This is a genomic window from Streptomyces sp. NPDC090108 (assembly GCF_044747185.1).
Taxonomy (GTDB): domain Bacteria; phylum Actinomycetota; class Actinomycetes; order Streptomycetales; family Streptomycetaceae; genus Streptomyces.
The window spans coordinates 164324-189195 of record NZ_JBIVDQ010000003.1; the positions used below are offsets into that span (position 1 = coordinate 164324).

21 protein-coding genes and 1 pseudogene are annotated in these 24872 nt (G+C 72.9%); 14 read left to right on the forward strand and 8 right to left on the reverse strand.

Annotated features, from left to right (window positions below; all coding sequences use genetic code 11):
* Nucleotides 1–109: 109 nt before the first annotated feature.
* The 3 genes from ACIPRD_RS10885 to ACIPRD_RS10895 all read right to left on the reverse strand — a co-directional run bounded on the left by ACIPRD_RS10885 (nt 110) and on the right by ACIPRD_RS10895 (nt 3621).
* The gene (locus ACIPRD_RS10885) at nt 110–907 is read right to left on the reverse strand and encodes an IclR family transcriptional regulator (protein ID WP_356402734.1); all 798 of its coding nucleotides are present in this window, start codon (nt 905–907) and stop codon (nt 110–112) included.
* 370 nt (nt 908–1277) lie between these two features.
* Nucleotides 1278–2039 (reverse strand): SDR family NAD(P)-dependent oxidoreductase, encoded by a 762-nt coding sequence (locus tag ACIPRD_RS10890; RefSeq protein ID WP_401562160.1) that lies wholly within the window; start codon nt 2037–2039, stop codon nt 1278–1280.
* A gap of 112 nt (nt 2040–2151) precedes the next feature.
* Nucleotides 2152–3621 (reverse strand): MFS transporter, encoded by a 1470-nt coding sequence (locus ACIPRD_RS10895; protein WP_401562162.1) that lies wholly within the window; start codon nt 3619–3621, stop codon nt 2152–2154.
* A 353-nt stretch (nt 3622–3974) separates the two neighbouring features.
* Between ACIPRD_RS10895 and ACIPRD_RS10900 the strand changes: the two genes are divergently transcribed.
* The 12 genes from ACIPRD_RS10900 (at nt 3975) to ACIPRD_RS10955 (ending at nt 19191) form a co-directional block, all read left to right on the forward strand.
* Nucleotides 3975–5114 (forward strand): hypothetical protein, encoded by a 1140-nt coding sequence (locus ACIPRD_RS10900; protein ID WP_356402743.1) that lies wholly within the window; start codon nt 3975–3977, stop codon nt 5112–5114.
* Between the two features lie 932 nt (nt 5115–6046).
* Complete coding sequence (locus tag ACIPRD_RS10905) at nt 6047–6802, forward strand: glycosyltransferase family 2 protein (RefSeq protein WP_401562164.1); 756 nt, start codon at nt 6047–6049, stop codon at nt 6800–6802.
* Entirely contained in the window at nt 6799–7329 is a 531-nt protein-coding gene (locus ACIPRD_RS10910; RefSeq protein ID WP_401562165.1) for a hypothetical protein, read from the forward strand. Before ACIPRD_RS10905 ends, ACIPRD_RS10910 begins: the two co-directional genes overlap by 4 nt.
* A complete protein-coding gene (locus tag ACIPRD_RS10915; protein WP_401562167.1) occupies nt 7326–8051 on the forward strand; it encodes a polysaccharide deacetylase family protein in 726 nt (241 codons plus the stop codon). Before ACIPRD_RS10910 ends, ACIPRD_RS10915 begins: the two co-directional genes overlap by 4 nt.
* Nucleotides 8048–9139, forward strand: a complete 1092-nt coding sequence (locus tag ACIPRD_RS10920; RefSeq protein WP_401562168.1) for a glycosyltransferase family 4 protein — start codon at nt 8048–8050, stop codon at nt 9137–9139. The genes ACIPRD_RS10915 and ACIPRD_RS10920 overlap by 4 nt, the downstream gene beginning before the upstream one ends.
* Complete coding sequence (locus ACIPRD_RS10925) at nt 9136–11454, forward strand: hypothetical protein (protein WP_401562170.1); 2319 nt, start codon at nt 9136–9138, stop codon at nt 11452–11454. The genes ACIPRD_RS10920 and ACIPRD_RS10925 overlap by 4 nt, the downstream gene beginning before the upstream one ends.
* A complete protein-coding gene (locus tag ACIPRD_RS10930; RefSeq protein WP_401562171.1) occupies nt 11451–12590 on the forward strand; it encodes a glycosyltransferase family 4 protein in 1140 nt (379 codons plus the stop codon). Before ACIPRD_RS10925 ends, ACIPRD_RS10930 begins: the two co-directional genes overlap by 4 nt.
* Nucleotides 12591–12667: 77 nt before the next feature.
* Nucleotides 12668–13102, forward strand: a complete 435-nt coding sequence (locus ACIPRD_RS10935; RefSeq protein ID WP_401562173.1) for a hypothetical protein — start codon at nt 12668–12670, stop codon at nt 13100–13102.
* A complete protein-coding gene (locus ACIPRD_RS10940) occupies nt 13099–14463 on the forward strand; it encodes a lipopolysaccharide biosynthesis protein (RefSeq protein WP_401562174.1) in 1365 nt (454 codons plus the stop codon). Before ACIPRD_RS10935 ends, ACIPRD_RS10940 begins: the two co-directional genes overlap by 4 nt.
* Nucleotides 14460–15593 (forward strand): glycosyltransferase family 4 protein, encoded by a 1134-nt coding sequence (locus ACIPRD_RS10945; protein WP_401562175.1) that lies wholly within the window; start codon nt 14460–14462, stop codon nt 15591–15593. The genes ACIPRD_RS10940 and ACIPRD_RS10945 overlap by 4 nt, the downstream gene beginning before the upstream one ends.
* Complete coding sequence (locus ACIPRD_RS10950; RefSeq protein ID WP_401562177.1) at nt 15590–16852, forward strand: polysaccharide pyruvyl transferase family protein; 1263 nt, start codon at nt 15590–15592, stop codon at nt 16850–16852. Before ACIPRD_RS10945 ends, ACIPRD_RS10950 begins: the two co-directional genes overlap by 4 nt.
* Entirely contained in the window at nt 16849–19191 is a 2343-nt protein-coding gene (locus ACIPRD_RS10955; protein WP_401562179.1) for a glycosyltransferase family 4 protein, read from the forward strand. Before ACIPRD_RS10950 ends, ACIPRD_RS10955 begins: the two co-directional genes overlap by 4 nt.
* A 176-nt stretch (nt 19192–19367) precedes the next feature.
* Here the strand turns inward: ACIPRD_RS10955 and ACIPRD_RS10960 are convergent, their stop codons facing one another.
* Nucleotides 19368–19811: a universal stress protein gene (locus ACIPRD_RS10960; protein ID WP_356402747.1), complete on the reverse strand. Its 444-nt coding sequence runs from the start codon at nt 19809–19811 to the stop codon at nt 19368–19370.
* Nucleotides 19812–19988: 177 nt separating this feature from the next.
* Nucleotides 19989–20303 carry a hypothetical protein gene (locus tag ACIPRD_RS10965; protein WP_356402749.1) on the reverse strand — a complete coding sequence of 105 codons (315 nt, stop codon included), beginning with the start codon at nt 20301–20303 and terminating at the stop codon, nt 19989–19991.
* A gap of 174 nt (nt 20304–20477) precedes the next feature.
* Here ACIPRD_RS10965 and ACIPRD_RS10970 point away from each other — a divergent pair, with 174 nt between their 5' ends.
* Complete coding sequence (locus ACIPRD_RS10970) at nt 20478–20720, forward strand: hypothetical protein (RefSeq protein WP_356402751.1); 243 nt, start codon at nt 20478–20480, stop codon at nt 20718–20720.
* Between the two features lie 217 nt (nt 20721–20937).
* Here the strand turns inward: ACIPRD_RS10970 and ACIPRD_RS10975 are convergent, their stop codons facing one another.
* The 3 genes and pseudogenes from ACIPRD_RS10975 to ACIPRD_RS10985 form a co-directional block, all read right to left on the reverse strand.
* Entirely contained in the window at nt 20938–21786 is an 849-nt protein-coding gene (locus tag ACIPRD_RS10975) for an ABC transporter permease (protein WP_356402753.1), read from the reverse strand.
* A 209-nt stretch (nt 21787–21995) separates the two neighbouring features.
* Nucleotides 21996–22901: pseudogene (locus tag ACIPRD_RS10980) on the reverse strand (ATP-binding cassette domain-containing protein); the annotation flags it as partial.
* Nucleotides 22902–23036: 135 nt separating this feature from the next.
* The gene (locus tag ACIPRD_RS10985) at nt 23037–23831 is read right to left on the reverse strand and encodes an SDR family NAD(P)-dependent oxidoreductase (protein ID WP_401562182.1); all 795 of its coding nucleotides are present in this window, start codon (nt 23829–23831) and stop codon (nt 23037–23039) included.
* A 538-nt stretch (nt 23832–24369) separates the two neighbouring features.
* Here ACIPRD_RS10985 and ACIPRD_RS10990 point away from each other — a divergent pair.
* Nucleotides 24370–24804, forward strand: a complete 435-nt coding sequence (locus ACIPRD_RS10990) for a hypothetical protein (RefSeq protein WP_401562184.1) — start codon at nt 24370–24372, stop codon at nt 24802–24804.
* The last annotated feature ends 68 nt before the right edge of the window (nt 24805–24872 follow it).

A 24872-nucleotide genomic window follows, 5' to 3' on the forward strand; every position in this document is an offset into this window, starting at 1 on the left:
GCCGTTCGCGCAGGCTCGCGCGCCCCGCGCGGGTCTGCTCGGGGGTCCGCACGCGGGTCTGCGCGGGAATCCGCACGCAAGTCGGTGTGCGGCGGTGTGTGCCCGGCCCTCACCCGGCCGGGTCCGCGGACCCTCCGGGCGTGTTCGCGGTTCCGGGATCGCCCTCGGGGCGCCAGCCCAGTTCGCGGGAGATGGCGGTCGTCGTCTCCAGCAGTGCCGGGAGGTGGGCGCGCAGGTCGGACAGGCCGGAGCGGGATTTGATGGCGGTGATCGAGATGCCGCCCGCGGCGGTCCCCGAGTGGTCCCACACGGGGGCGGCGACACAGTTGGAGATCGCGTCGTACTCGCCGTCGTCGTAGGCCCACCCCTGCGCGCGCACCTCCGCGAGGCGTTCCTCGAAGGCGGTGCGCGAGGTGAGGGTCGTGTCGGTGAAGCGCTCGAACGCGGCCTCCGCGAGGAACTTCTCACGCTCCTCCGGCGGCAGATGGGCGAGGAGTGCCTTGCTCACCCCGGCGGTGTGGAGCGTGACGTAGCCGCCGATGCGGGTGTTCAGGCGGATCGAGTCCGGCGGCTCGATCTTGTCGACGTACACGATGCGGGAGCCCTGCGGCACCGCGAACTGCACGGTCTCGCCCACCCGTTCGCTCAGTTCGACGATGTGCGGGTGGACGACGGTGCGCAGGTCGAACTGGTCGAGGGCGGCACTCGCGAGGGCCGCGAGCCGGAAGCCGACGCCGTAACGGCCGCGTTCGTCACGGCGGATGAGACCGCCGGCGATGAGTGTCTGCACGATCCGGAGGGCCGTGGTGCGGTGCACGCCCCACAGCGCCGCGATCTCACGCAGTTCGCGGGGCCGGCGACTGCAGAACTCCAGTACGTCGATCGCTCTGCCGACGGTTTGCGACACCGTGTCTCCCTGTGCGTTCCTCGCGTCGGCGTACCTCGCGTTGTGCGAGCGGGCTGCGCGCCCCGAGTCTACTGCCGGCGCTCCCGTCCGCCCGGGGCGGCCGTGGCGGGGGGGGCTTTCTCCGGAGGCCGCCTCGGCTCCCGGCTGCCGGCTGCCGGCTGCCGGCTGCCGGCTGCCGGCTGCCGGCTGCCGGCTGCTGGCTGCTGGCTGCTGGCTGCCGGGGGCTCGCAGTGTGTCCGGCTGCCCCCGGGGTCGCCGCGCGGCATCACCGGCTACCCCCGGTCGCCGGATCGCCGGGTGGAGCCGGGTCGCCGGGTCGCCGGGTCGCCGGGTCGCCGGGTCGCCGGGTCGCCGGGTCGCCGGTGGACCGTCAGCCGAAGTACTGGCCGCCGTTGATGTCGACGACCGTGCCGGTGACGTATCCGCTGTGCGCGGAGGCCAGCCAGAGGGCGGGACCCGCCACGTCCTCGGGGCGGCCGACGCGGCCGGCCGGGATGGTGGTGAGCGTGGCCTCCTTGGACGCCTGGGTGGTGAACGTGTCGTGGAAGGGGGTCGCCTCGATGAAACCCGGGGCGAGGGCGTTCACGGTGATGCCGCGCGGCGCGAGTTCCTTGGCCAGGCTGCGGGTGAACCCGAACACGGCCGCCTTGGCGGTGGCGTAGGCGAGCGCACCGGGGTGGCCGCCGTTGCGTCCGGCGAGGGAGGCGACATTGATGACGCGGGCGCCCTCACCGGTCATGAGCGGCAGCGCGCGCTGGGTGAACAGGAACATGCTGTCCAGGTTGACGGCGAGGACCCGGTGCCACAGCTTCAGGTCCAGTTCCTCGATCCCGGCCCGCTGCACCAGGCCGCCGACGTTGTTCACCAGGACGTCGAGCCGCCCGAGCTCGCGGCCGACCGCGTCGACCGCGCCGGCCACCTCCTGCTCGTCGGTGGCGTCGACGGCGAGGGCGAGCGGCGCGTGGCCGGACAGTTCGGCGAGCTCGTCGAGGAAGGACGGGTCGGGCTCGTGGGTGCGGTACGTGACGGCGACCCGGGCACCGGCGCGGGCGAACTCCCGGGCGATGTCCTGGCCGATGCCGATGCCGCCGCCGGTGACGAGGGACGTCCGGTGCTCGAGAAGGCGGGTCATGGTGCTTGCTCCTTGCTGTGCGTCCGCGCCGTCCGGACCTCGGTGCCGGACGCGCGCGGGGTGGGGGGTGTGAGGGGCGGGCGGGAGTGACGGGTGTGAGAGCTGCCGCGCCTCAGTCGGTCGGCACGGTGGTCGTCGCGGGGGCGCTCGTGGCGGGGAGGCTGGTTGCGGGGAAGGGAGCCGCGGGAAGGGGCGTCGCGGGGAGGTTCGCCGCGGCCGGTGCGGGAGCCGCGGGGCGGCCGGGCGCGGTGCCCTCGGGGCGTGCGGCGGCGTACCGGTGCACGAGAAGGGCGGTGAGGGCGAGGCAGGCGGCGAGGAACAGGAGCGCGTAGCGGATGTCGCCGGTGCCGTCCTTGATGAGGCCCACCGCGTACGGGGCCACGAAACCGCCCACGTTTCCCAGGGCGTTGACCAGGCCGAGCCCTGCGGCGGCGGCCGCTCCCGCGAGCGCGGCGGACGGCATGGCGAGGAAGGGCGCGGTGGCCGTGTAGATGCCGACGGCCGCGACGACCAGCATGAGCAGCGCGGCCGCGGGGCTGATCGTGTACACCAGCGCGGCTCCGGCGAGGCCGGCCGCCGCGGTCGCCATGCTCACCGCCGCGTGCCAGGCGCGGCGCCCGGTGCGGTCGGCGCGCCGGCTCCAGTAGAGGACGCACGGCACGGCCACGGCGTACGGGATCATGACGAGCAGCCCGAGGAGCGTGCTGCTGTAGTCGCCCATCGCGTCGACGATGGCGGGCAGCCAGAGGCCGAGGCCGTAGATCCCGCACACCATGCCGAAGTTGAGCAGTCCGTACACCAGGGAGCGGCGGTCCTTCAGTCCGGTGACGAAGGAGCCGCCACGCTGCCGCGCCGGCTTGTCCGCGCGCTCCGCCTCCAACGAGCTTGTCAGCCAGGCGCGTTCCTCGCCGGTCAGCCAGCGGGCGTCGGCCGGGGTGTCGGTGAGGAGCCGCGGGGCGAGGCAGCCGAGGACGACGGCGGGCGCCCCTTCGAGCAGGAACATCCACTGCCAGCCGTGCAGGCCGGCGACACCGTCCAGGTGCAGCAGCAGGCCGGAGAGCGGGGCACCGAGGGCGTTGGCGACGGGCTGCGCCATCACGAAGACGCCGAGCGCGGCGACGCGTTGGGCCTCGGGGAACCAGAGGGTGAAGTAGAAGAGCACCGCCGGGAAGAAGCCCGCCTCGGCCGCGCCGAGCAGCAGCCGCACGGTGTAGAACGAGGTCGCGCCCTGCACGAAGGCCATGGCGAGCGCCATCACGCCCCAGCTGACCAGGATCCGTGCGATCCAGCGGCGGGCGCCGTAGCGGTACATGCCGGCGTTGCTGGGGACTTCCATCAGCACGTATCCGATGAAGAAGATCCCGGCACCGAGCCCGTAGACCGCGTCACCGAAGCCGAGGTCGTGTTCGAGGCCGGCACGGGCGAACCCGACGTTGTTCCGGTCGAGATAGGCGACCAGGTACAGCAGCACGATCACCGGAAGGACGCGTCGGCGGACCTTGCGCAGGGTCCGCTCGGCAAGAGCGTCGGGGATCTGCTTCCCGGTCCGGCGGACGGCCGGGTCGGGCGCTGTCTCGGGCATGGCGGCTCCTCGGACTCGGGCCGGACGCACGTCCTTGAACGCCCGGCTCACGCGGCTCAACGTACGCCCCGCGCACAGGGTGTGCAATATGTGCACAGAAAGAAATGCGAGCGGTAAGGCAGTTCGCGCCCCGGGATGCCCGTCCTGTGACCCCTGATCCACGGGCGCGCGTACTCCGCGCGGCAACATCAAGCCTGTGAAGGCGAGTTGACGGCGCGAGAAAGCGACGGAGCACCCTCGCGGCCGGGCGGCGAAAGCGTGCCGCCACCCTTTCGTGGTTCGTCCGAAGTGATCTAACCTCCTTGCCACGCATGACACGTGTGTCACATGTGTCACGGTCAGGGGGAGACCACATGCAGCACCGTTCCACACCGCTCGCCACGTTCCTGGGGGCGGCGGCTCTGCTGTCCGCGACGGCCGCATGGGCGATGTCGTACGCCAGGTACGACGCGAAGACCCCGCGCCTGGACATCCTCGTACCGCTCGCGCTGGCCGGGGTGTTCGCCCTGGCCTGGCTGCTCACCTCCCGGACGGCGCCACCGGTGGAACCGCTGCCGGCGACAGGTGCGGCCGAGGCGGGCATCCCCGGCAGGCTCGCGCCGATACGCCGCGACTGGGGGCACATCGGCGCGGTCTACCTGATCGTCTGGACCCCGCTCGCGGCCGTCCGACCCGCCTACGGCGACGGTGGGTCCGTGCTCGGCTCGCTGTACTGCCTGATCGCCTGGCTCTTCGGTTTCGTGATGTCCCTGTACGCGATCGGCCTGCTCAAGAACCAGCTGGGCCCCGCACAGCGGATGCTGCGGGAGGACGCCGCGGGGGGCCGGGTGCACGCGATGCGCGTCCGGTTCACCACGCCGGTGCTGGAGTCGTACCGCTACCCGGCCCAGACGGGCGTCGGGAAGATCGCCACCTCCACCACGTACTCGGCCGAGCTGACCCCCGAGACCGGCTCCCAGGGGCGACGGACCATCAGGCTCACGGCGATGCCCGACTACAACTTCCGCATCTCCAACGGCGACAAGCATCTGGCCCAGGCAGCCGCGCGACTGGTGGGACACGACGGCTGGCTGTGCTGGCCCACGCGGTGGCGCGACATCGCGGGCACCGACAAGCAGCGCCGGATCCCGGCCGCCTTCGTCTCCGATTCGGGCCACGTGGTGTGGGGCGCGATGTCGGAGGAGGACTACGCGCCCTACCTGCGCACCGACGTCGCACCGGTACGCGAGACCGACACCACGCTCACCGCCGGCCCCCTGCCCCGCCCCTCCCGCTACGTCCCGAAGAAGCACGCCTCCGCTCTGCGCATCGCCGCGGTCGGCGCCCTCCTCGCCGTCCCCTACCTCCTCGGCGTCGTCCCGTACTGGGCAGGCCTGCTGCTGGGCGTGGCCGCGGGCGGCGTGGGCCTGTTCGCCGGAATGACGACGGACGGCGCGGGCATTCCCCGGGAACAGTGGACGGTACGGGAGACGTCGCATCCGTCACTGCGCTGAAGCGCTCACTTGTACGGCGGGCCAGGGGGTGCGACAACGCGCCCGACCCGCCGCGCGGACGGCAATTGCCTAAACCGCCTTCAACAGCCTTCCTCCGATGGGTCAGGCACGACCGGAACCTGTTCGGCACCCCCGACAGCTCCTTCCGAATCCCCTTTTCCACGGCCGCGTTCGACCGACCCTCGCGGGTGCACGACCGGACGGCGATGGCTCCGGAGCGCATGGCAAGCGCTTGCCCGAATCACCACACACGGCTCACCCTTGGCCAATGCATGGCAAAATTCCAGTAATGCCATGCGCGCGGAAATGATCAGTGCTCGATGACGGCAACCGTCTACTTTTCTTGATCACTTCTCCGCGCCGGTCGACCGCAAATTCCGTGGAGAGAACGCTCACCAGTGCAAATGCCATTTCGGCCGCGCGCCGGAGCGGCACCGCCGGGCGACGTGCGGGCGATCGGACGGGGCACAACACCGGCCCCCCGGAGGGAGGAACGCCTCGAACACCTGTCTTCACACTTCCGCCACATGACATCCAGGCCATCTTTTCACTTGGTATGGTTCTGACCGCTTCGATGCGACGGGGTTTTTTCGAAGCTGTTGTGACCGCGCGTTCCCCGTTCGAAAACGGGACGCGCGGTCCCCGGGGGAGGGGGAGAAAAATGGAACGTCACTGGGGTGTGCCGCGTCCGCATCCGGACGGCCTGGCGTCATAGACCACACGCCGTTCGTCGACCGCGGGGCACTCATGCCGCCCCGCAGGTGAGCGATCTGCCGGCACGGTCGGATCCACTTCACCTTTTTCTCCGCCAACGGGCGCATCCCGCCCGGACGGAAACTCATGCTGCCCGGACGTGAAGAAGCGCTCCGGGAAATCCGCCATGTTTCCGCGCTGTTCCCAGACTGTAATTCCGGCACTATTGGGGGGCTCACGTGAAGAGGCTGTCCGTCGTCATTCCCGCGCTCAATGAAGCGCTCAATCTCCCACCGCTCATGGAGACCATCCCGGTCACGGCGCTCACCAAGGCGGGGTGGGAGACCGAGGTCGTCATCGTCGACAACGACTCGTCCGACGGGACCGGTGACGTGGCGCTGGGCCTGGGAGCCCGTGTCGTCCACCAGCCGCGACGCGGCTACGGGAACGCCTACCAGGCGGGGTTCGCCGCCGCGTCCGGCGACGTGATCGCCACGGGAGACGCCGACCTCACCTATCCCTTCGACGCCCTCCCGGCGCTGCTCACGGCGCTGGAGGAGCACGAGATCGAGTTCATGAGCACCAACCGGCTGCTCCGGGAGAACTCGAACGCCATGAAGTGGTCGCACATGGTCGCCAACCACGCGCTGAGCCGGGTCAGCCGGATGCTCTTCCGCAACGGACTGCGCGATTCGCAGTCGGGCATGTGGATCTTCCGGCACTACGTGTGGCAGGGGATCGACGTACGCTCCCCCGGCATGGCGTTCTCCCAGGAGATCAAGAACGCGGCGACGCTCGCGGGCTTCCGCACCGCGGAGGTACCGATCGAGTACCGCAAGCGGGGCGGCCAGGTGAAGCTCAACGCTCTGCCCGACGGGATGGCCAACCTGCGTCAGCTCTTCCAGCACCGCTACGGCAGACCGCACATGGCGTCCACGGCCCTGTCCTTCCCGTCGCCCCTGTCGACCGCGGAGGGATTCGGGACCACCGCATGAGCCGACTGCTCGACGCGCCCGGCCGGCCGGCGGGCTCCGCGCCGGAGCCCCGCCGCCACCGGCGTGCGCCGGCGAAGGGACGCACGCGAACACGGCGGGCACCGGGCCGGATACTGGCCTTCGCCGCGGCGCTGTGCGCGCTGGCCCTCGCCGCGTGCGCCGTGCCCGGGGTACGGCATCAGTTGCGGGCGTCGTTCACACGCCTGCCGAGCCCGTACACCGAGCTGTACTTCGCCGGTGAACCCTCGCTCTCGCACGGCGAGATCACCGCGCCGGTGACCCTGGTGGCCCACGGCGGATCCCCCGGCAGATACCGGCTGCGCACCTGGGTCACCACGGCCGGGGGCCGGGTGACCGGGTCCCGCACCGACACCGTGGCCCCGCGCCGCACGGAGACGCCGACGACGCTGACGGCGCGTCTGCCGGCCGGCGGCAGGGCACACAAGGAGTCCGGGGCGTTCGTCGTACACGTAGCGCTGGTGGGGCAGACACAGTCGCTCCACTTCACCCTGAGAGGCACCCCATGACACACCCCGCGGTGGTGGTCACCACCAGCTGGGACGACGGGCACCGGCTGGATCCGCGCCTGGCCGACCTGCTCGACGAGCACGGCGTCGCCGCCACGTTCTACATCGCCCCGCGCAACATCGAGTTCGACGCGGCGGACCTTCTCCCTCCCTCCGGTGTGCGGGAGTTGGCCGACCGTGGCTTCGAGATCGGCGGTCATACCCTGAGCCACCAGCGGCTGCCGCTCATCCCCGACGCCGCGGCGCGGGAGGAGATCGAGGCGGGAAAGTCCGCACTCGAGGACATCACGGGCGGGGCGGTGACGAGTTTCTGCTACCCGCGCGGCGAGTACCGGCCCGTGCACGTCCGGCAGGCGGCACAAGCGGGCTTCACCTTCGCACGCACGGTCGTCCGCGGCTCGCTCGGCAGCGGTCGCCCCATGGAGGCGGCCACCACCGTCAACGCCTATGCGCACCGGGTGGACGTCCCGCTGGTCCTCAGGATGGCGGCCGGCCATCCGGTCAAGGCAGCGCGGTTGTATCTGAACTGGGAGGAACTCGCCATCCACTGGTTCGAGTTGTGCCGCCGCGAGGGTGGCGTCTACCACCTGTGGGGACACAGCTGGGAGATCGACGAGCGCGGCGACTGGGACCGTCTGAAGCGGGTGCTCGCGCACATCGGCGGCCGGGCGGACGTCCGGTACGTCACCAACGGCCAACTGTCCGGGATGGAGGCCGCATGAGCACGGTCGTCCAGATCACGCCCTACTACCCGCCGCATCTGGGCGGGCTGGAGCGTGTCGTGGAGAGCCTCGCCGCCGGACTGTCCGAGCGGCACGACGTCCGCGTCCTCACCACCGGCATCGGAGCCGAGGGAGCGGCACGCCTCAGCCGGGAGGGCTCGGTGCGCGTCGTGCGGCACCGGTCGGTCGAGCTGGCGCACACGCCGGTCGCCCCCGGCATGGTCCGCTCGCTGCTGCGCGCACCGCGGGACGCGGTGCTGCACCTGCACTCGGCGCATGCCCTGCTGCCCGAACTGGTCGCACTGCTGGCCCGGTTGCGCGGACAGCGCTTCGTCCTGCACTTCCACCTGGACGTCGACGCCTCCGGACGCCTGGGGTGGCTGCTGCCGGCCTACAAGCGGCAGGTGTTCGGGCGTGCCCTGCGGGCCGCGGCGGGCGTGCTGGTCCTGACCGAGGCACAGCGGGACTTCGTGACCGGTGCCTACGGCGTCGCGCACGAGAAGGTGTTCGTGGTGCCCAACGGCGTCGGCGACCGGTACTTCAGGCCCGTGCGGGAGGCCGGACAGGGGCCGCTGGACCTGCTGTACGTCGGACGGCTCAGTTCGCAGAAGCGGGTGGACCGGCTGCTGGACGCCATGGCTCTGGTGAAGCGGCCGGTGCGGCTGCGGATCGTCGGCGACGGCGAGGACGGCGAGGCGCTGCGGGCGCACGCGGCGCGTCTGGACCTCGGCGACGTCGTCTTCGACGGCCCACGGCTGGGCGAGGAGCTGATCGAGGCCTACGCCCGTGCCGACGCCTTCGTGCTGCCGTCCGACAAGGAGGGCATGCCGCTGGTCGCCCTGGAGGCGATGGCCGCGTCGCTTCCGGTGATCGCCACCCGGGTGCCCGGCAACACCGAACTCCTGGACGGCGTGGGTCTGCTGGCGGATCCCGAGCCGGAGGCGCTGGCGGCGGCCGTCGACTCCGTCGCCGGTGATCCGGAGCTGCGCCGGCGGCTCGGCGAGCGGAGCGCCGCAGCGGCGCGCGAGCACACCTGGGACGCGGTGGTGCGGCAGGTCGAGGACGTGTACCGGACGGTGTTCGCGTGAACGTCCGCGTCTGCGCCGTCGCGTCGGCGACCTTGGCGGCGCTGCTGGAATGCGTGCCCGGTCCGCCTGCGGTCCTGCTGGTGCCCGCCGGGCTGTGGCTGCTCGTCGGGGCGCCGGCCCTGCTCTGGTACGGGGTGACGGAGCGGGCGGTGTCCACGCGGGACGGCCGTGCGCTCGTCGCCCTGGGGTTCGGCGTCCTCGGGGCGATGGTGGTGCCGCTCGCGCTGAACACGGTGCTGCCCGGTCTGGGCGTGGCGCGCCCGCTGGAACGCGCGCCGCTGACCGCGGCGTCCTGGGCGTACGTGGTGCTGGTCGCGGCCGTCATGACCTGGCGCGCCGGGGACTGGTCCGCGCTGCGGTCCCGTCCCGCGCTGCCGCGGCCGCGCGGGCCCCTCCCCCACGGCCTCGGCACGGTCGGCGCGGCGGGCGCGCTGGTGCTGGTGCTGAGCGTGGCCGGGCCCGTGCGGCTCGACAACGGGCTGGGCGGCCAGGTCGCCGTCGTCGCCCTGGTCGCGATCACCGCGCTGCTGGCCTGGCTGATCGTGCGGCGGGGCCGGTACGGGACCCTGGTGACGGGCCTGGGCCTGTGGTGCGCGGCGGCGGGACTGCTGCTGCTGACGAGTCTGCGGGGCTGGTACATCACCGGGCACGACATCCAGCGCGAGTACCAGGTGTTCCGGCTGGCCGCGGACAACGGGCACTGGGACATCGGGGCGTTCCCCGACCCGTACAACGCCTGTCTGAGCATCACGCTGCTGCCGACCGCGCTGGCCCGCCTGACCGGCATCGAGGGCACGTACGTGTTCAAGGTGCTGCTGCCCTTGCTGTTCGCGCTGACCCCGGTGCTGGTGTACCGGTCGGTGCGCAACGCGGCGCCGGCGATCGTCGCGCTGCTGTCGGCCGTGTACCTGATGCTGTTCCCGACCTTCTTCACCGACATGACGTTCCTGGGACGGCAGGAGGTCGCGTTCTTCTTCACCGGCTGCGCGATGGTCGTGGTCACGGACACGGCACGTCCGTTCGCGAGCCGGCGCCTGTTCTTCGCGGTCCTGGGGGCCGGGATCGTGCTGTCGCACTACTCCACCACCTATGTGCTCGTCCTCGTGCTCGCCCTGGCCCTGGGCACGGACCTGTGCTGGCGGCTGGTGACCCGGCTGCGGGGCAGGCCGGCCGCGGGGCGGAGCTTCCTGACCTGGTGGCTGGTCGTGGTGACCGCCGCGGGCGCGTACGTCTGGACCGGTCCCGTGACCCACACGTCGGGGCAGCTGCACCGGACCCTGTCGCTGACGGTGCGGGAGATGAGCGGCGGCGCGACCGGGGACACCGCGTCCTCCGACGTGTCGTACAGCCTGTTCAGCGGTGCGTCCGTCAGCGCGGGGCAGCGGCTGCGGGACTACCGGGTGGACATCGTCCGGCAGACGGCCCGCGGCCGGGCGCAGGGCGACTATCTGCCGCTCGCCACGATCGACCGGTACCCGGTGCCCGTGGTGGAGGGTCAGGCGCGGCTGCCGCTGACCGTGGCCGGACGCGCGCTGGACGGGGCCGGGATCGACGTGGCCGCCTTCAACGACCTGGTGCGGGCCTCTGCGGCGCGGCTGCTCCAGATCCTGCTGCTGGTCGGTCTGGTCGTGGCCGTGGTGGCCGCGCGGCGCTCGCGCGGCCGGGCCGGCTTCCGACCGGTCCGTGACCAGGTGACCCTGTCGGCCGGCATGGTCGGCGTGATCGGGCTGCTGACCGTGCTCCCCCAGCTGTCCGTCGACTACGGTGTGCTCCGCGCATTCCAGCAGGGGCTGTTCTTCTTCGCGCCGTTCGTGGCCGCCGGGTCGCTGTGGCTGTTCCGCTGGGCGCGGCGCTGGACGGTTCCCGCGGCGTGCGCGCTGGCGCTGGGTCTGTTCCTGGACCTCACCGGTGTGGTCCCCACGGTGCTCGGCGGCTATCCGGCGCAGCTGCACCTGGCCAACACCGGCCAGTACTACGACATCTACTACGTCCATCCGGAGGAGCGGTCCGCGATCCGCTGGGTGCAGCGGCGGGCGACCGAGTCGCAGCGGGAGGACGTCCAGTCGGAGGTGCAGACCGACCGGTACACGTTCAGCAGGTTGCAGACCCTGATCCGGGGCCGGGCCGAGAACGACATCTATCCGGTGCTGGTGGGCTCCCGTACCTATGTCTTCCTGGGCAGCACGACGGTGACCAAGGACGAGGCGACCACGTTCTACCGGGGCGACCTGGTGACGTACCGCTATCCGACCGGATTGCTGGACGCCACGAAGGACAAGCTGTACAGCAACGGGGGAGCGGAGATCTACCGATGACGCGGGTACTGCTGGTGAGCCACTACTACCCGCCGCACGTGGGCGGCATCGAGAACGTGGTCCGCCACGAGGCGCTGCACCTCACCCGTGCGGGCGCCGAGGTGACGGTGCTGACCAGTGGCCCGCGCACGGTCACCGAGGAGGACGAGGGGGTCCGGGTGGTGCGCGTCGCGGCGTGGAACGGCGTCGAGGAACGGACCGGGGTGCCGTTCCCGGTGCTCTCTCCCCGGGTGCTGGCGGCGGCGGTGCGCTGGGCCCGGTGGGCGGATGTCGTCCATGTGCACGACTGCCTGTACATGACCTCGTGGGCGGCCGGTCTCGGTTCGGCCCTGACCGGCACGCCTCAGGTGATGACCCAGCACGTCGCGCTGGTCGAGCATCCGTCCGTCGTGGTCCGTGCCGTCCAGCGTGCCGTCTACGGGCTGGCGGGACGGCTGCTGCTGCGCCGCGCGCGCCGTGTCCTCGTCGTGAACGGCCGCGTCGCCGACTTCGTCACCGCGCACGGGGCACGCGCCGTGGACCATCTGGCCAACGGCGTCGACACCCACCTGTTCCGTCCACCGCGCTCGGCGGAGGAACGCCGTTCGGCGCGCCGGGAGTTCGGGCTGCCGAAGGACCGGGTCCTGGTGCTGTTCGTGGGCCGGCTGGTGCCGAAGAAGGGCTACGACCTGCTGGTCGGCGCCGCCGACGCGGGGTACGACCTGGTCTTCGCGGGTGACGGGGCCCAGGAGACCGCCGACGCCCCCGGTGTGCACCACCTGGGTGCTCTGGCGCCGGACCGGCTGGCGGGGCTGTACCGCGCGGTGGACCTGTTCGCGCTGCCGTCGGTCGCCGAGGGCTTCCCGCTCACCGTCCAGGAGGCGATGGCGTCCGGGCTGCCCGTGGTCACGACCGACGATCCCGGCTACGCGCCGTACCGGTTGGCGGACGCCGGGGTGCGGCTGCTGCCCCGGGACGGCGGACGCCTGCGCGGGACGCTGCGGGAGCTGGCGGGGGACGAGGAGCTGCGGGCCGCCATGGGCCGTTCCGCGCACGCCCGCGCGGCCACGGACTTCGCCTGGGAGCAGCACACGGCCGCGCTGCTGCGCACCTACGCCGCGGCCGTGGTCCGCCGGATGCCGAAGGCCCCGGCGTGAGCCGCGCGCCGGGGACGGGGCCCGCGGCGGGTGGAAGGCCCGCGCCGCGCGTGATGCGGGCGGCCGCGGAGACCGCCATGGTGTACGGGCTGCTCGGCTGGCTGTACGTGGCCGTCGTCGCCGCGTTCCGCCCCGACGTCCTGGCCGGCCCGGTCAGCGCTCTGGTGCCGGTGCGCCGGGACACCTGGGGTGCCGTGTGCTTCGCCGTGTCGGCCGGCGCCGCGCTCGTGCTCCAGGCGACGACGGGCGCGTGGTGTCCGAGGGCGGCGCCGCGCCGCGGTCCGCTGATCGCCCTGGCGCGGGTGTGCTGCGGCTACGGGCTGCTCGTCTGGGCCTATCTGTGCCTGAATTCGCTCACCCATCCGGACACCCTGTCCCGGCCGCTCACGCACTTCGCCGCCGTGCCCCGGGAGGGGCAGACGGCGTTCTGGGCGTTCGTCGTGTCGGCGGCGGCCATGCTGGCGGCCAGGGCCACGGCGCGAACCGAGGACACCGGCGGAGGGATCTCATGACCTTGGCGACCCAGCCCTGTGCCACCGACCCCACCCCCGCGCCCGTCCCGGGCCGTGCCGCGGCCGGACGGGCGCGGCTCGTCGCGGCGGTCCGTGACCCGCTGCTGCGCAACTCCTTCTATCTTCTGGCCACCACCGCGCTGGGCGCGGCGGCCGGGTTCGCCTTCTGGATCCTGGTCGCCCGGCTGTATCCGGCGGCGGACGTGGGCCGTGCCTCGTCGCTGCTGTCCAGCCTCTCGCTGCTGTCGTACTTCAGCCTGTTCGGGCTCGGTTCCACGCTGGTGCGGCACCTGCCGACCAGTGAGCGCCGGGCGGAGGAGACCAGTACGGCGCTGAGCGCGGTCGTGGTGGCCGCGGTGGTGATCTCCGGGGCGTTCGTCGTGCTGGTGCCGTGGGCGGCACCCGAGCTGGGGTTCCTGCACGGATCGCCCCTGCGTGCCGTGGTGTTCGTGGTGCTCGCCACGGGTGCGGCCGTCAACCTGCTCACCGACTCCGTCTTCGTGGCGTTCCGCACGAGCAAGGTGAACCTGGCGGTCAACGGTGTGCTGATGAGCCTGGTCAAGCTCGTCCTGCCGGTGCTGTTCGTGGCGTTCGGTCCGTTCGGCATCGTCGCCGCGAGCGGCACGGCGTCCACCGTGGCGGCGGTGGTCAGCGTGCTGGTGATCCGGCATCTGCTGCGGGTGCGGGTGCGGCCGGCGTTCTCCTGGCGCACGTTCCGCTCGACGCTCGGGTACTCACTGAGCAGCTATCTGTCGGGGAGCCTGAACCTCGTCCCGCAGATCGTGCTGCCGATCGTCGTGCTGCAGACGCTCGGCCCCGTGCCCGCGGCGACGTACTTCGTCGCCTTCCAGATCGCGAACCTGGTGAACTCGGTGTCCTACGCGATCGGGGAGGCGCTGTTCGCGGAGGGCTCGCAGGCGGGCGTGGCGCTCGGACCGGTGGCCCGCAGCTCCGGCAAGGCGATCGCGCTGGCGACGGTGCCGGCCGTGCTGGTCGTGTGCCTCCTGGCCCGTCCGGTGCTGTCGGTGTTCGGACCGCGGTACGCGGCCGGCGGCACGGCGACGCTGGTCGTGTTCACGGTCGGCGCTCTCGCGGTCGCGTTCAACACCTGGGTGAGCTTCCTGCTGAAGGTGACCCGGCAACTGGTGGCCATGGTGGTGTCCAACGTCGTACTCGCGGCCGTGGTCCTGGCCGTCGCGGTGACCGGGCTGGAACACGGGCTGCAATGGGCGGCCGTGGCGTGGGGGGTGGGCAATCTCGCCTCCGGGGTCGTGGCCGGCGCGGCTCTGCTGGCCGGGGGTCTGCGCGAGCCCTACAGCGGGCGGCACCGCCGCCGGCGCGGTGGACGGAGGACGGCATGAGGATCCTGCAGATCGTCAACATCGGGCAGGAGGCCGGAGGCGCCGAGAAGAGCGTCCGGCTGATCGCGGACGGCCTGCGGGCCCGGGGGCACGGGATACGGGTCGTCGCCACCGATCTGCTCAGCGAAGACGGTGAGGTGTTCGCGGACGAGCTGGTGCCGGCCATCTCCGGCCACCCCGTACGGCGCCTGGCCCGCAAGTTCTGGTACCGGCGGGCGTACGAGCAGGTCACGCGGGCCGTGCGCGACTTCGCGCCGGACTGCGTGCACCTGCACACCATCGGCGAGTTCAGCCCTTCGGTGCTGTCCGCGACCGCCGGGGTGCCCCGGCTGCTGACCGTGCACGGTCCGGAGGACTGGACGCGCGAGCTGCTGCGGTGGAACCTGCCGAGCGCGGTCGACGGCCGGCTCACCCCGCGTGACGCGCTCCGTCATGCCTACCTGCGCCGGGTGCAGCGCCCCGCCTACCTGCCGCGGCTGCGGCACGTGGACCGGGTGCTGGCACCGAGCCGGTACTTCGCCGACGCCGTGCGGGCGGACTTCCCGCCGCATGTTCCCGTGCACGTGCTGCCGAACGGTGTGCCGGGCGCGGTCGCGGCGCGTCCGCTGCGCTCGGCGGAGGACGTGCTCTACGTGGGCAGGCTGGAGCGCGTCAAGGGCGTGGACGTCCTGCTGGAGGCGTTCGGCCGGCTGGAGCGCGGCCGGCTGACCGTGGTGGGCGACGGCACCGACCGGGCGCGCCTGGAGCGCCTCGCCGGACCCGGCACCGTCTTCACCGGCTGGCTGGACGAGGAGCGGGTGGCCGGGCGGCTGGCGGAGGCCTCCGTGGTCGTCCTGCCGTCGCTGTGGCCGGAGAACTTCCCGACCGTGGCGCTGGAGGCCCTCAGGACCGGGCGCGCGCTGGTCGCCTCACGCGTCGGCGGCCTGCCCGAACTGGTCGGGGACGACAACGGGGCGCTCGTCCCCCCGGGCGACGCCGGGGCGCTGGCCGAGGCGCTGCGGCGGCTGCTCGGCGACCGGGCGGGCCTGGAACGCAAGGGGGCCGCCTCGGCAGTGCGCGCCCACCGCTACACCGTCGGGGTCTTCCTCGACGCCCTGGAACGGCACTACAAAGAGGTGGCGGGACGATGAAGGTCGTGATCGTGAACGCGTTCGAGCGGGGCAACCGGGGTGACGCGGCCCTGCTCAGCGTGGCGGTCCAGCAGGTCCGGGAGGCGTTCCCCGCGGCCCGCGTGCTCGTGGCGGGTTTCGAACACCCCTACCGCTGGCCCGAGTTCGACGGGGCCCGCAACATCGGCTCGATCCGCCGCTACGCGGGCGACGAGGCCGCGAGCCGCCCGGTGCGCGTCCTGCGCAAGCTGCTGGTGCTGGCACTGGTGGCGGTCGCGGCGCTGCCGGTGGGCGCCCGGCTCGTGAGGGCGTTCGCGCGGCTGCTCCCCCGGGAGATCCGCGACGAGACCAGAGCGGTCACCGAGGCCGACCTGGTCGTGTCTCTGGGCGGTGGCTATCTGAACGCGCGCGCCGACCTGCCCTCGGACCTCAACATCGCCTTCCTGCTGCTGCCCCTGTGGCTCGCCCAGCGCGCGGGTGTCCCGACGGTGCTGGGACCGCAGTCCTTCGGCCCGTTCCCGCGCCGCCGTCAGCGGCTGATGGTCCGCCGGGTGGTGGGCCGCGCCGCGGCCGCCGTCGCCCGCGAGGACATCAGCGTGACCCGGCTGGCCGAGGCGGGAGTGACGGCGCCGACCGTGGAGCGCGGCGTCGACAGCGCGTTCGCCTTCCGGGGCGGCTCACGTCGTCCCTGGCGTGCCGAACTGGGTGTCCCGGCCGGTGCCCCGCTCGTGCTCGTCACCGCCCGCAGGCATCTGGCGCCGGAGCCGCAGGCCGCCTACGAGGCCGCCGTCGCCGCCGCCGTCCGCCATCTGCTCGGCCGGGGCTGCCACGTCGTGCTGGTGCCCCAGGTCACCTGCGCCTTCCAGGCCGACGACGACCGCGCGGTCAACGCGCGCATCGCCGAACTGGTGCCCGGAACGCCGGAGTTGCGGGTCCTGGACGACGCCGGGATCGACCACCACGACATCCACGCCCTGTACGGGGCCGCCGACTTCATCCTCGGCACTCGCTTCCACTCCGTCATCTTCGGCCTCACGGCAGGCGTGCCCTGTGCCGCCGTGGAGTACGACCACAAGACGCGCGGCATCATGCGGGACCTCGGACTGGAGGAGTGGGTGGTCCGGATGTCCGACGTGCGGGACAACGCGCTGATCCCGCTCGTGGACCGCCTTCTGGCCGACGGTGAGGACTACCGGAAGCACCTCGCGACGGTCCTGCCGGCCTACACGCGGCTTGCCGCCGGCTTCGTCCCCGTACTGCGCGAGGCGGTGGGCCGATGACCCCCGCGGCAGATGCGGACGACGCGCGTACGGGCGGCGCGGACGCCGGAGGGGCCGCGGCGGGGCGCGGCCCGGCGGTGCTGCTCGCCGCACCGTACTTCCCGCCGGCCATAGGGGGTGTCGAGCAGTACGTGTGGCACCTGGCACGGGAACTGCGGGACCACCACGGGCATCGCGTCGTGATAGCGACCACGAGCACGCCCGGCCCGAACGGCAGCGGACCGGGCCGCTATCAGGACGGCCCGGGTGGCTGCACCGTGTACCGTCTCGCCGCCCCCGCGCGCGTCTCGCGCACACCGTACGGGTTGGGCTGGCGGCGGCAGCTGAGCCGGATCATCCGCTCCGAGCAGGTGAGCCTGGTCAACGGCCACGCCCCGGTGCCCTTCTTCGCGGACGCCGCGGCACTCGCCGCCCGCGACGCGGGACGGCCGTTCGTCCTGACGTACCACACCGGCCGGATGCGCAAGGGCACGTTTCTGCGCGACGCGGCGCTGACGGCCTACGAGCACACCGTGCTCGCCCGCACCGTACGGTTCGCCCAGGAGGTCGTCTGCTCCTCCGACTACGTGGTCGCGGACCTGTCGCACCTCTTCCCGGGCCGGGCGACCGTGATCCCGCCCGGCGCCGACCTGGACCTGTTCACCCCCGGTCCGGTGCCGCGTGAGCCGCGTCTGCTGTTCGTGGGGTCGCTGGAACGGGGCACCGCCTACAAGGGGGTGCCCCGGCTGCTGCGGGCGATGGGCGAACTGCGCGAACGCGGCTCCGCGGTGACCTTGGAAGTGGTCGGGGACGGGTCGGCGGCAGGCGAGTACCAGCACCTGGCCGAACGGCTCGGCCTGCGGTCCGCCGTCACGTTCGCGGGCCGCCTCCAGGGCGCGGAGCTGGCCGCCGCCTACCGCCGCGCGCGGGCTCTGGTCCTCCCCACCTCCTACGACAGCTTCCCCACCGTCCTCGTGGAGGCGATGGCCGGCGGCCGCCCCGTGGTCACCACTCCCGTCGGAGGCATCCCGGCCCTGGTCCGCGACGGCGAGAACGGTCTCCTCGTGGAACCGGACGACGCGGACGGCCTGCGTGACGCGCTCGCCCGGGTGCTGGAGGACGACGTTCTGGCCGACCGGCTCGGCGCCGCGGCCGGGGCGGACGCCCGGAAGAACCTCGGCTGGGAACAGCGGGCCCGGCGCACCGCCGAGGTCTTCGACAAAGCACGGAGCGGCAGGGGACTGCGCACGGTGGCCGTCGTGGCGCCGTACTACCCGCCCAAGGTGGGCGGCGTCGAGCACTATGCCGCGCAGGTCGCGGGTGCGGCGGGCGCCGACCCCGACCTTCGTGCCGTGGTGCTCACCACGAACCCGGCCGGACGGCGTACCCGTGTCAGCGTGGAGGACGGGGTGCACGTCGTGCGCCTGGGCACCTGGGCGCGGCTGTCGAACACCCCGCTGAGTCCACTGTGGCCGCTCCAGCTCCGGCGCCGGCTGCGGCAGATGCGTGTCGACGTCCTCAACTGCCACGCTCCGGTGCCCGGGTTGGGGGACCTGGCGGTGGCGTTGAGCGGCGGCCGCCCCACCGTCGTCACCTACCACGCCGGTTCGATGCTGAAGGGTGAGGCGGCCACGGTCGACCGGATCATCAAGGCGTACGAACGGCATGTGCTGCCACGGGTGTTCGCGCGCGCCCGGGCGCTGGTGGCCGTGTCACCGGTGTCCCTCGCCGCCGGTCACCGTCATGCCGTGCAGATCACCCCTGGCGTCGACACCGGGCGTTTCACCCCGGGTCCTCTGCCTCCGTCCCGGCGCGGGCGGACGGTCGTCTATCTCGGGCGACTGGACCGCACCTCGGCGTGGAAGGGAGTCGACGTGCTCCTGGAGGCCTTCGCGGGGCTGCCGGACGACACACGGCTCGAACTCGTCGGTGGCGGCGACGCGCTGCCCGACCACACACGGCACGCCGAGCGGCTCGGCATCGCCGAACGAGTGCTCCTGCCGGGCCAGTTGACCGGTCAGGAACTGGTGAGCGCCCTGCAGGAGGCGGCCGTGGTGGTGCTGCCCTCCCTGACGGAGGCGGAGTCGTTCGGCATGGCCCTGGTGGAGGCCATGGCCTGCGGCACCCCTGTGATCGGCTCGGACGTCGGCGGGATACCGCACATCGTGCGGGACCGGGAGAACGGTCTGCTGGTGCCGCCCGGCGATCCGGGCGCCCTCGGCGGCGCTCTGAAACTGCTGCTGGACGACGGCGTCCTCGCGGACCGCCTCGGCGCCGCCGGCCGGCGTCATGTGGTCGGTCACTTCGACTGGGGCGGCCTCACCGCCAGGTACGTGGACCTCTTCAAGACGCTGACCTGACGTCCCCCACCCCACCGCACCGGAGGCTGGCGAACCGGTCCGGCGGGGTGGGGGCCGGGGCCGTCGATCCTGAACGGGCGGGACCGGGAAAACTGGCAGGACCGGGGGAACGGGCTAGGCCGAGGGAACGGGCAGGACCCGTGATCCGGCCGACGGCGTACGGGCCGCTTCCCGGGTCACTCCGTCTCGGAGCGCACGATCACGACCGGGCAGCTCGCGTGCAGCGACACGTGCTGGCTGACGGAGCCGAGGAGGGCGCGCACGAAGCCGCCGCGGCCGCGGCCGCCCACGACCAGGATCTCGGCGCCCTCGGCGGCCCGCAGCAGGATCTCGGCCGGGTTGCCGTGGGCCAGCCGGGTGTGGACCGTCCCGATGCCCTCTTCCCCGAGCACCTCGGCGAGCTCCAGCCGCATGCGTTCCCGGGCCTCCGCCAGGTCGATGTCCATGTCCACGGGAGGCGCCGACCAGCCGTACAGGCCCGGCAGGTCCCACGCGGTCACCGCGTCCACGGTGCCGCCGATCAGCCCCGCGTACCGCACGGCCCAGCGCAGTGCGGCGTACGAGGACGTCGACCCGTCGACGCCGACCACGACCCTCGGCTCACTGACTTCCCCGTCCATGGGTCCCACCTCTCCAGAGGCGCTCGCGCCCGCCGCTCGGCCGGCCTGCTCGCCTCCACGCTGCGCGAGACGGCGCCGTACCGCCAGAAATACGCCTCCGGGAGGAGGACGGCCGCGCCCACCGCCCACCACCGCGCGGCCGGCGCCCGGCCCCGGCGGTGGTGACGGCGACGCGGACTACTTCGGCCGGGACGCCTCCACGATGTCGCACTCGATGAAGGACGGGGGCTGCTTGCACAGCGCCGCCATGGACTCGGCGAACGCACGCGCCTCGGGGTTCTCGCGGCTGCGCATCGCCTCGTCGACGGAGGCGAACTCCAGCACCTCGTAGTAGCGGTCGGGCTGGTTCCTGTCCTTGAGGACCACCTGGTACGAGGGCCCGTTCTCCATGCCCGCGAAGCGCTTCTCCGTGTCGACCGCCAGCCTGCCCATCTCCTCGATCCGGTCGGTCTCGAAGGCGATGATCTGGACGAACTTCTCCGCTGCTGCCACGATTCCTCCAGCCGGGTGACAGCGCCCCCAGGGCGGGAACGCTCAGCTCCCAACGAAACACGGGGTGTGACGCTCGGCAATTCGTCGGCCTCCGCGCCGGGACCGGCGGCCCTTCCCCGGCGCGCGGTACGCCACCGCTTCGCGGGCCTCCCGGCGCGAGCTTACGATCCATTCGTGGCAGACATTCCGGACAACCTGATCGCGTTGGAACGATCCGCCGAGATCGAGCGCGCCAAGCTGGCCGGCCTCACCGGCGCCGAGTACGACGCGCAGAAGCAGCGGTGGTGCGCGGCGTACGAGACCGTCCAGGTGGCCATCACCGCACGCGCGGCGGCGACGGGCGAGAGCCGGGACATCCTGGAGCGCGCGGTCAAGGCCGCGGTCATGCGCGCGCAGGAGGATCCCGCCGTGGAGTGAGGCGTGCGGCACGGCATCGTGGCGCGCGGGGGCGCGGCGCGCCGTCGTGGCGCGCGAGGGTGCGGCACGACATCGTGGCGGCCTCGACCCCGGCCCCGCGCCCCAACCCCAACCCCGGGCCCGGCCGCCCGGCCGCCCGGCCGCCCGGCCGCCCTGTCAGGAGCCTGACGGGCCGGGCTCGGCCGAGGCCGCCGGGCCGGAGCCGCCCCGCGTACACTCACGCGTCGTCGCGCACCAGCCGGTACGCCGCGCCGGCGAGGGCCAGTGCCGTCCAGCCGAGGAGGACGAGCAGTCCCGCGCCGGGTGACAGAGTGGCCGAGTCGTGGGTCAGGGCGAACATGGCCTGTCCGGCGTGGCTCGGCAGGTAGGGGTCGAAGTCGTCCTGCCAGGAGGCCGGCAGCAGCGCGGCCAGGCCCGGAACCAGCATCAGGGCGGCGACCAGCAGGGAGATCCCGCCGGCCACGGACCGCAGCAGCGCGCCCAGCGCCGTACCGATGACGCCGACCAGGGCCAGGTAGAGACCGGCGCCGAACAGGCCGCGCACGACACCCGGGTGGGTCAGGGTCGTCGCCGCGGGGGTGCCCGCGAGGATCCTGACGCCGATCAGGAACGCGGCGAACGCGCCGACGACGCCGAGCACCAGCACGACGGCGCCGAACGCCGCCGCCTTCGACCACAGCACGGGCAGGCGTCGCGGCACCGCAGCGAGGGTGGAGCGGATCAGGCCGGTGGAGTACTCCCCCGCCATGACCAGGACGCCCAGTACCCCGAAGGCGAGTTGGGCGATGCTGGTGCCGAAGAGGGACAGGCTCAGGCCGGTGGCGCGGGCGAAGTCCCCCTGGAGACGGCCCGATCCGTAGCCCGACCGGTACCGGGCGGCGGCGACGGTCCCGAACGCGACGAGGAACAGCAGGCCCAGGCCGAGGGTGATCCAGGTGGAGCGCAGGGACCACAGTTTGGCCCACTCGGAGGCCAGTACGCGCCGTCCGGTGACCCGGTAGGCGGGCCGGGCGGGAGCGGTCCCCGCGGGCTGCGGGGGCCGCGGGGTCGTGGCGAGGGTGGTCATACGGTCCTCCCCAGGGTCTCGACGCCTCCCGCGGTCCCGCGGGCCGACGTGGTCTCGATGTCCCCCGCGGTCTCGGCGTCCCCCGTGCTCTCGGCGTCCCCCGTGCTCTCGGCGTCCTGCGCGGTCCCGATGCCTGCGGCGGCCTCAGGGGCGGCCGTGGCCGCGCGGGCCCGCACGGTCTCCAAGTCCTGCGCGGTCCCGCGCGCGCCCGTGGAACCGTGGTACTCCACGGAGTCTCTGGTCAGTTCCATGAACGCCTCTTCCAGGGACACCGCGCGGGAGCCGAGTTCGAAGAGCGGGATGCCGTGCTCGGCGGCCCGCAGGCCGACCTCGCGGGCGGTCACGCCGGTCACCTGGAGTTCCTCGGAGCCGGCACGGCCGGTGACGGTCACGCCGGGGCCGGCCAGCACCTCGCTCAGGCGTGCCGGGTCCCGGGTCGCCACCTTGACCGTGCCGCCGCCCGCGGCACGGACGAGGTCGCGCACGGTCGTGTCGGCCAGCAGCCGGCCCCGCCCGACGACGATCAGGTGGTCGGCGACGAGCGCGACCTCGCTCATCAGGTGCGAGGAGACGAACACCGTGCGCCCCTCGGCCGCGAGCGAGGTGAGCAGTTCGCGGACCCAGAGCACGCCCTCGGGGTCGAGTCCGTTGACGGGCTCGTCGAGCATCACCGTCCGGGGGTCGCCGAGCAGGGCGGCCGCGATGCCGAGCCGCTGTCCCATGCCGAGGGAGAAGGACCCGGCCCGCTTCCCCGCCACGCTGCCCAGTCCGGCGAGTTCGACGACCTCGTCGACGCGGCGGCGGGGGATGCCGTGGGTGAGGGCGAGGGCTCTGAGGTGCTGGCGGGCCGACCGGCCCGGATGGACCGACCTGGCCTCCAGCAGGGCCCCGACCTCCTGGAGAGGGGCCCGGTGGCGGGCGTAGCGCCGGCCGTCGACCGTCACGGACCCGCGGGTCGGCGCGTCGAGTCCGATGATCATGCGCATGGTGGTGGACTTGCCGGCGCCGTTCGGGCCGAGGAAGCCGGTCACCGTGCCGGGTCGCACGACGAAGTCCAGCCCGTCGACGGCCGTCTTCTCGCCGTACCGTTTGGTCAGCTGCTCTGCCTCGATCACTGGCGCTCCCTCTTCTCGGCCTGTGGCGCCCGTCGCCGCCGACGTCTCACCGGTAACGCTATGAGCCGCGACGCCGGGTACCAGCGGGACCGGGGTCCGACTGGGCCGGCCGGGTGTATGCCGTACCGCGAACGGTCAGGGCAGGATCGCGTCGACGCAGCCGCCGTCGACGCGCAGGGCTCCCCCGGTGGTGGCGGACGCCTGCTCGGAGCTGAGGTAGACCACCATGTGGGCCACCTCGGCCGGCTCGATGAGCCGTCGCAGCAGGGACTGCGGACGGTGCTCGCGCATGAAGACGCGTTCGGCCTCGTCCCAGGGCAGGTCCCGGTCGACGAGTTCGTAGACGAAGTCCTCCACGCCCTCGGTGTGGGTGGGGCCGACGATGACGCTGTTCACGGTGACGCCGGTGCCGGCCGCCTTCTTGGCGAAGCCGCGGTCCAGTGCGAGCATCGCGGTCTTGGACATGCCGTACTGGATCATCTCCTCCGGGATGACGATCGCCGACTCGCTGGCGATGTACTGCACCCGCCCCCAGCCCCGCTCCATCATGCCCGGCAGGTACATCCGGGTCATGCGCACGGCGGACAGCACGTTGACCTCGAAGTAGCGCCGCCATTCGGCGTCGGAGATGTCCAGCGGGTCCGCGGAGCCGAAGATGCCGAGGTTGTTGATGAGGATGTCCACCTGCGGGAGCACGTCCAGGACGCGTCGTGCGCCGTCCTCGCTCGCCACGTCCGCGGCCACGGGGACGAGATCGGCTCCCGGCACCTCCGCCGTCAGCCGCCGGATGCTCTCGTCGACCCGTGCTTCGTCGCGCCCGTTGACGCCGACCCGGGCGCCGGAGCGGGCGAGTCCGGCGGCGATGGCCGCTCCGATCCCCTGGGTCGAGCCGGTGACGAGGGCGGTGCGTCCTGTCAGATCGATGTGCATGGGTGAGCGGCTTCCCTTCATGCGTCCGATGTGCGGCACTCTGCGGGCTTATGCGGCACTCCGGTCAGTGTGACGGTACGACAGGCGCGGCACGCGCAGGCGCATCCGTCCGGCCGAGTTTGTCCGCGGCCGCCCGGTTCCGCCGCACGGCCCGGCCCTCCCCCACCGGCCCGGCCTCCCCCTTAGGGGCAGCCCCGTCGGCGCCACCCGCCGGCCCCGTCTCCCCCGCCCGAGCAAGGACCGTCTGCGCCACCCGCCGGCCCACTCATCGACGCCCGCCGACCCCGCCCGTCGGCACTCGTCGGCGCCCCCGGCCACGGCGCGGCAACGGGTACGCAACGGGTCGGCCGACGCCCCGCACGCCACCCCCTGGTCAGGGCTAATGTCGCGGAACCGGGGCCCGCGGGGCGGCCCCGCGGGGCTGGGGGGCTTCATGCGTACGGGTGTGTCCTGGCGGGGAGTACGAGGCCTGACCGGCACCGTCGTAACGGCCGCGGCCCTGGTCTCGGCCTCCGGGTGCACGGTTCCGGTCGGTGCCGTGAGCGGCATCTCCGTCACCGAGGACGGCCATCTGCTCGGTGTGATCGCGGTCTGCGGGCACCGGATCGACGGTGCGACCGTCTACGTGGACGGCCCCGACGCCGACCACTCACCCACCGTGGGCACCTGGACCGCCGTCCGTCCCGTCACCTCGGGCGTCACCACGTGGACCCTGGACACCCCGTCGCCCGGCTGGACCACGGACAAGCCTCTCGCGCCGCTCAAGGCCCGTACCGAGTACGCCCTCTACGGCTGGACCAAGGACAACGCGTGGTCCTCGGCCGATGCCGCCTTCACCCAGGCCGACGTGAAGCGGCTCACCCCGGGAAAGGTCCGGTACGACACGGAGACCGACGACGGCCGCGAGGTCGCGGTCACCGTCCCTCTGTCGCGGTTCAAGGACCGTGCCTGCAAGGACTTCCAGGGAAGCTGACGGCCCGAGGGCACGGGGAGCGGAGGAGCCCGGCGCCGGGCGTCACCGCCCCCAAAATCGATGTCGGC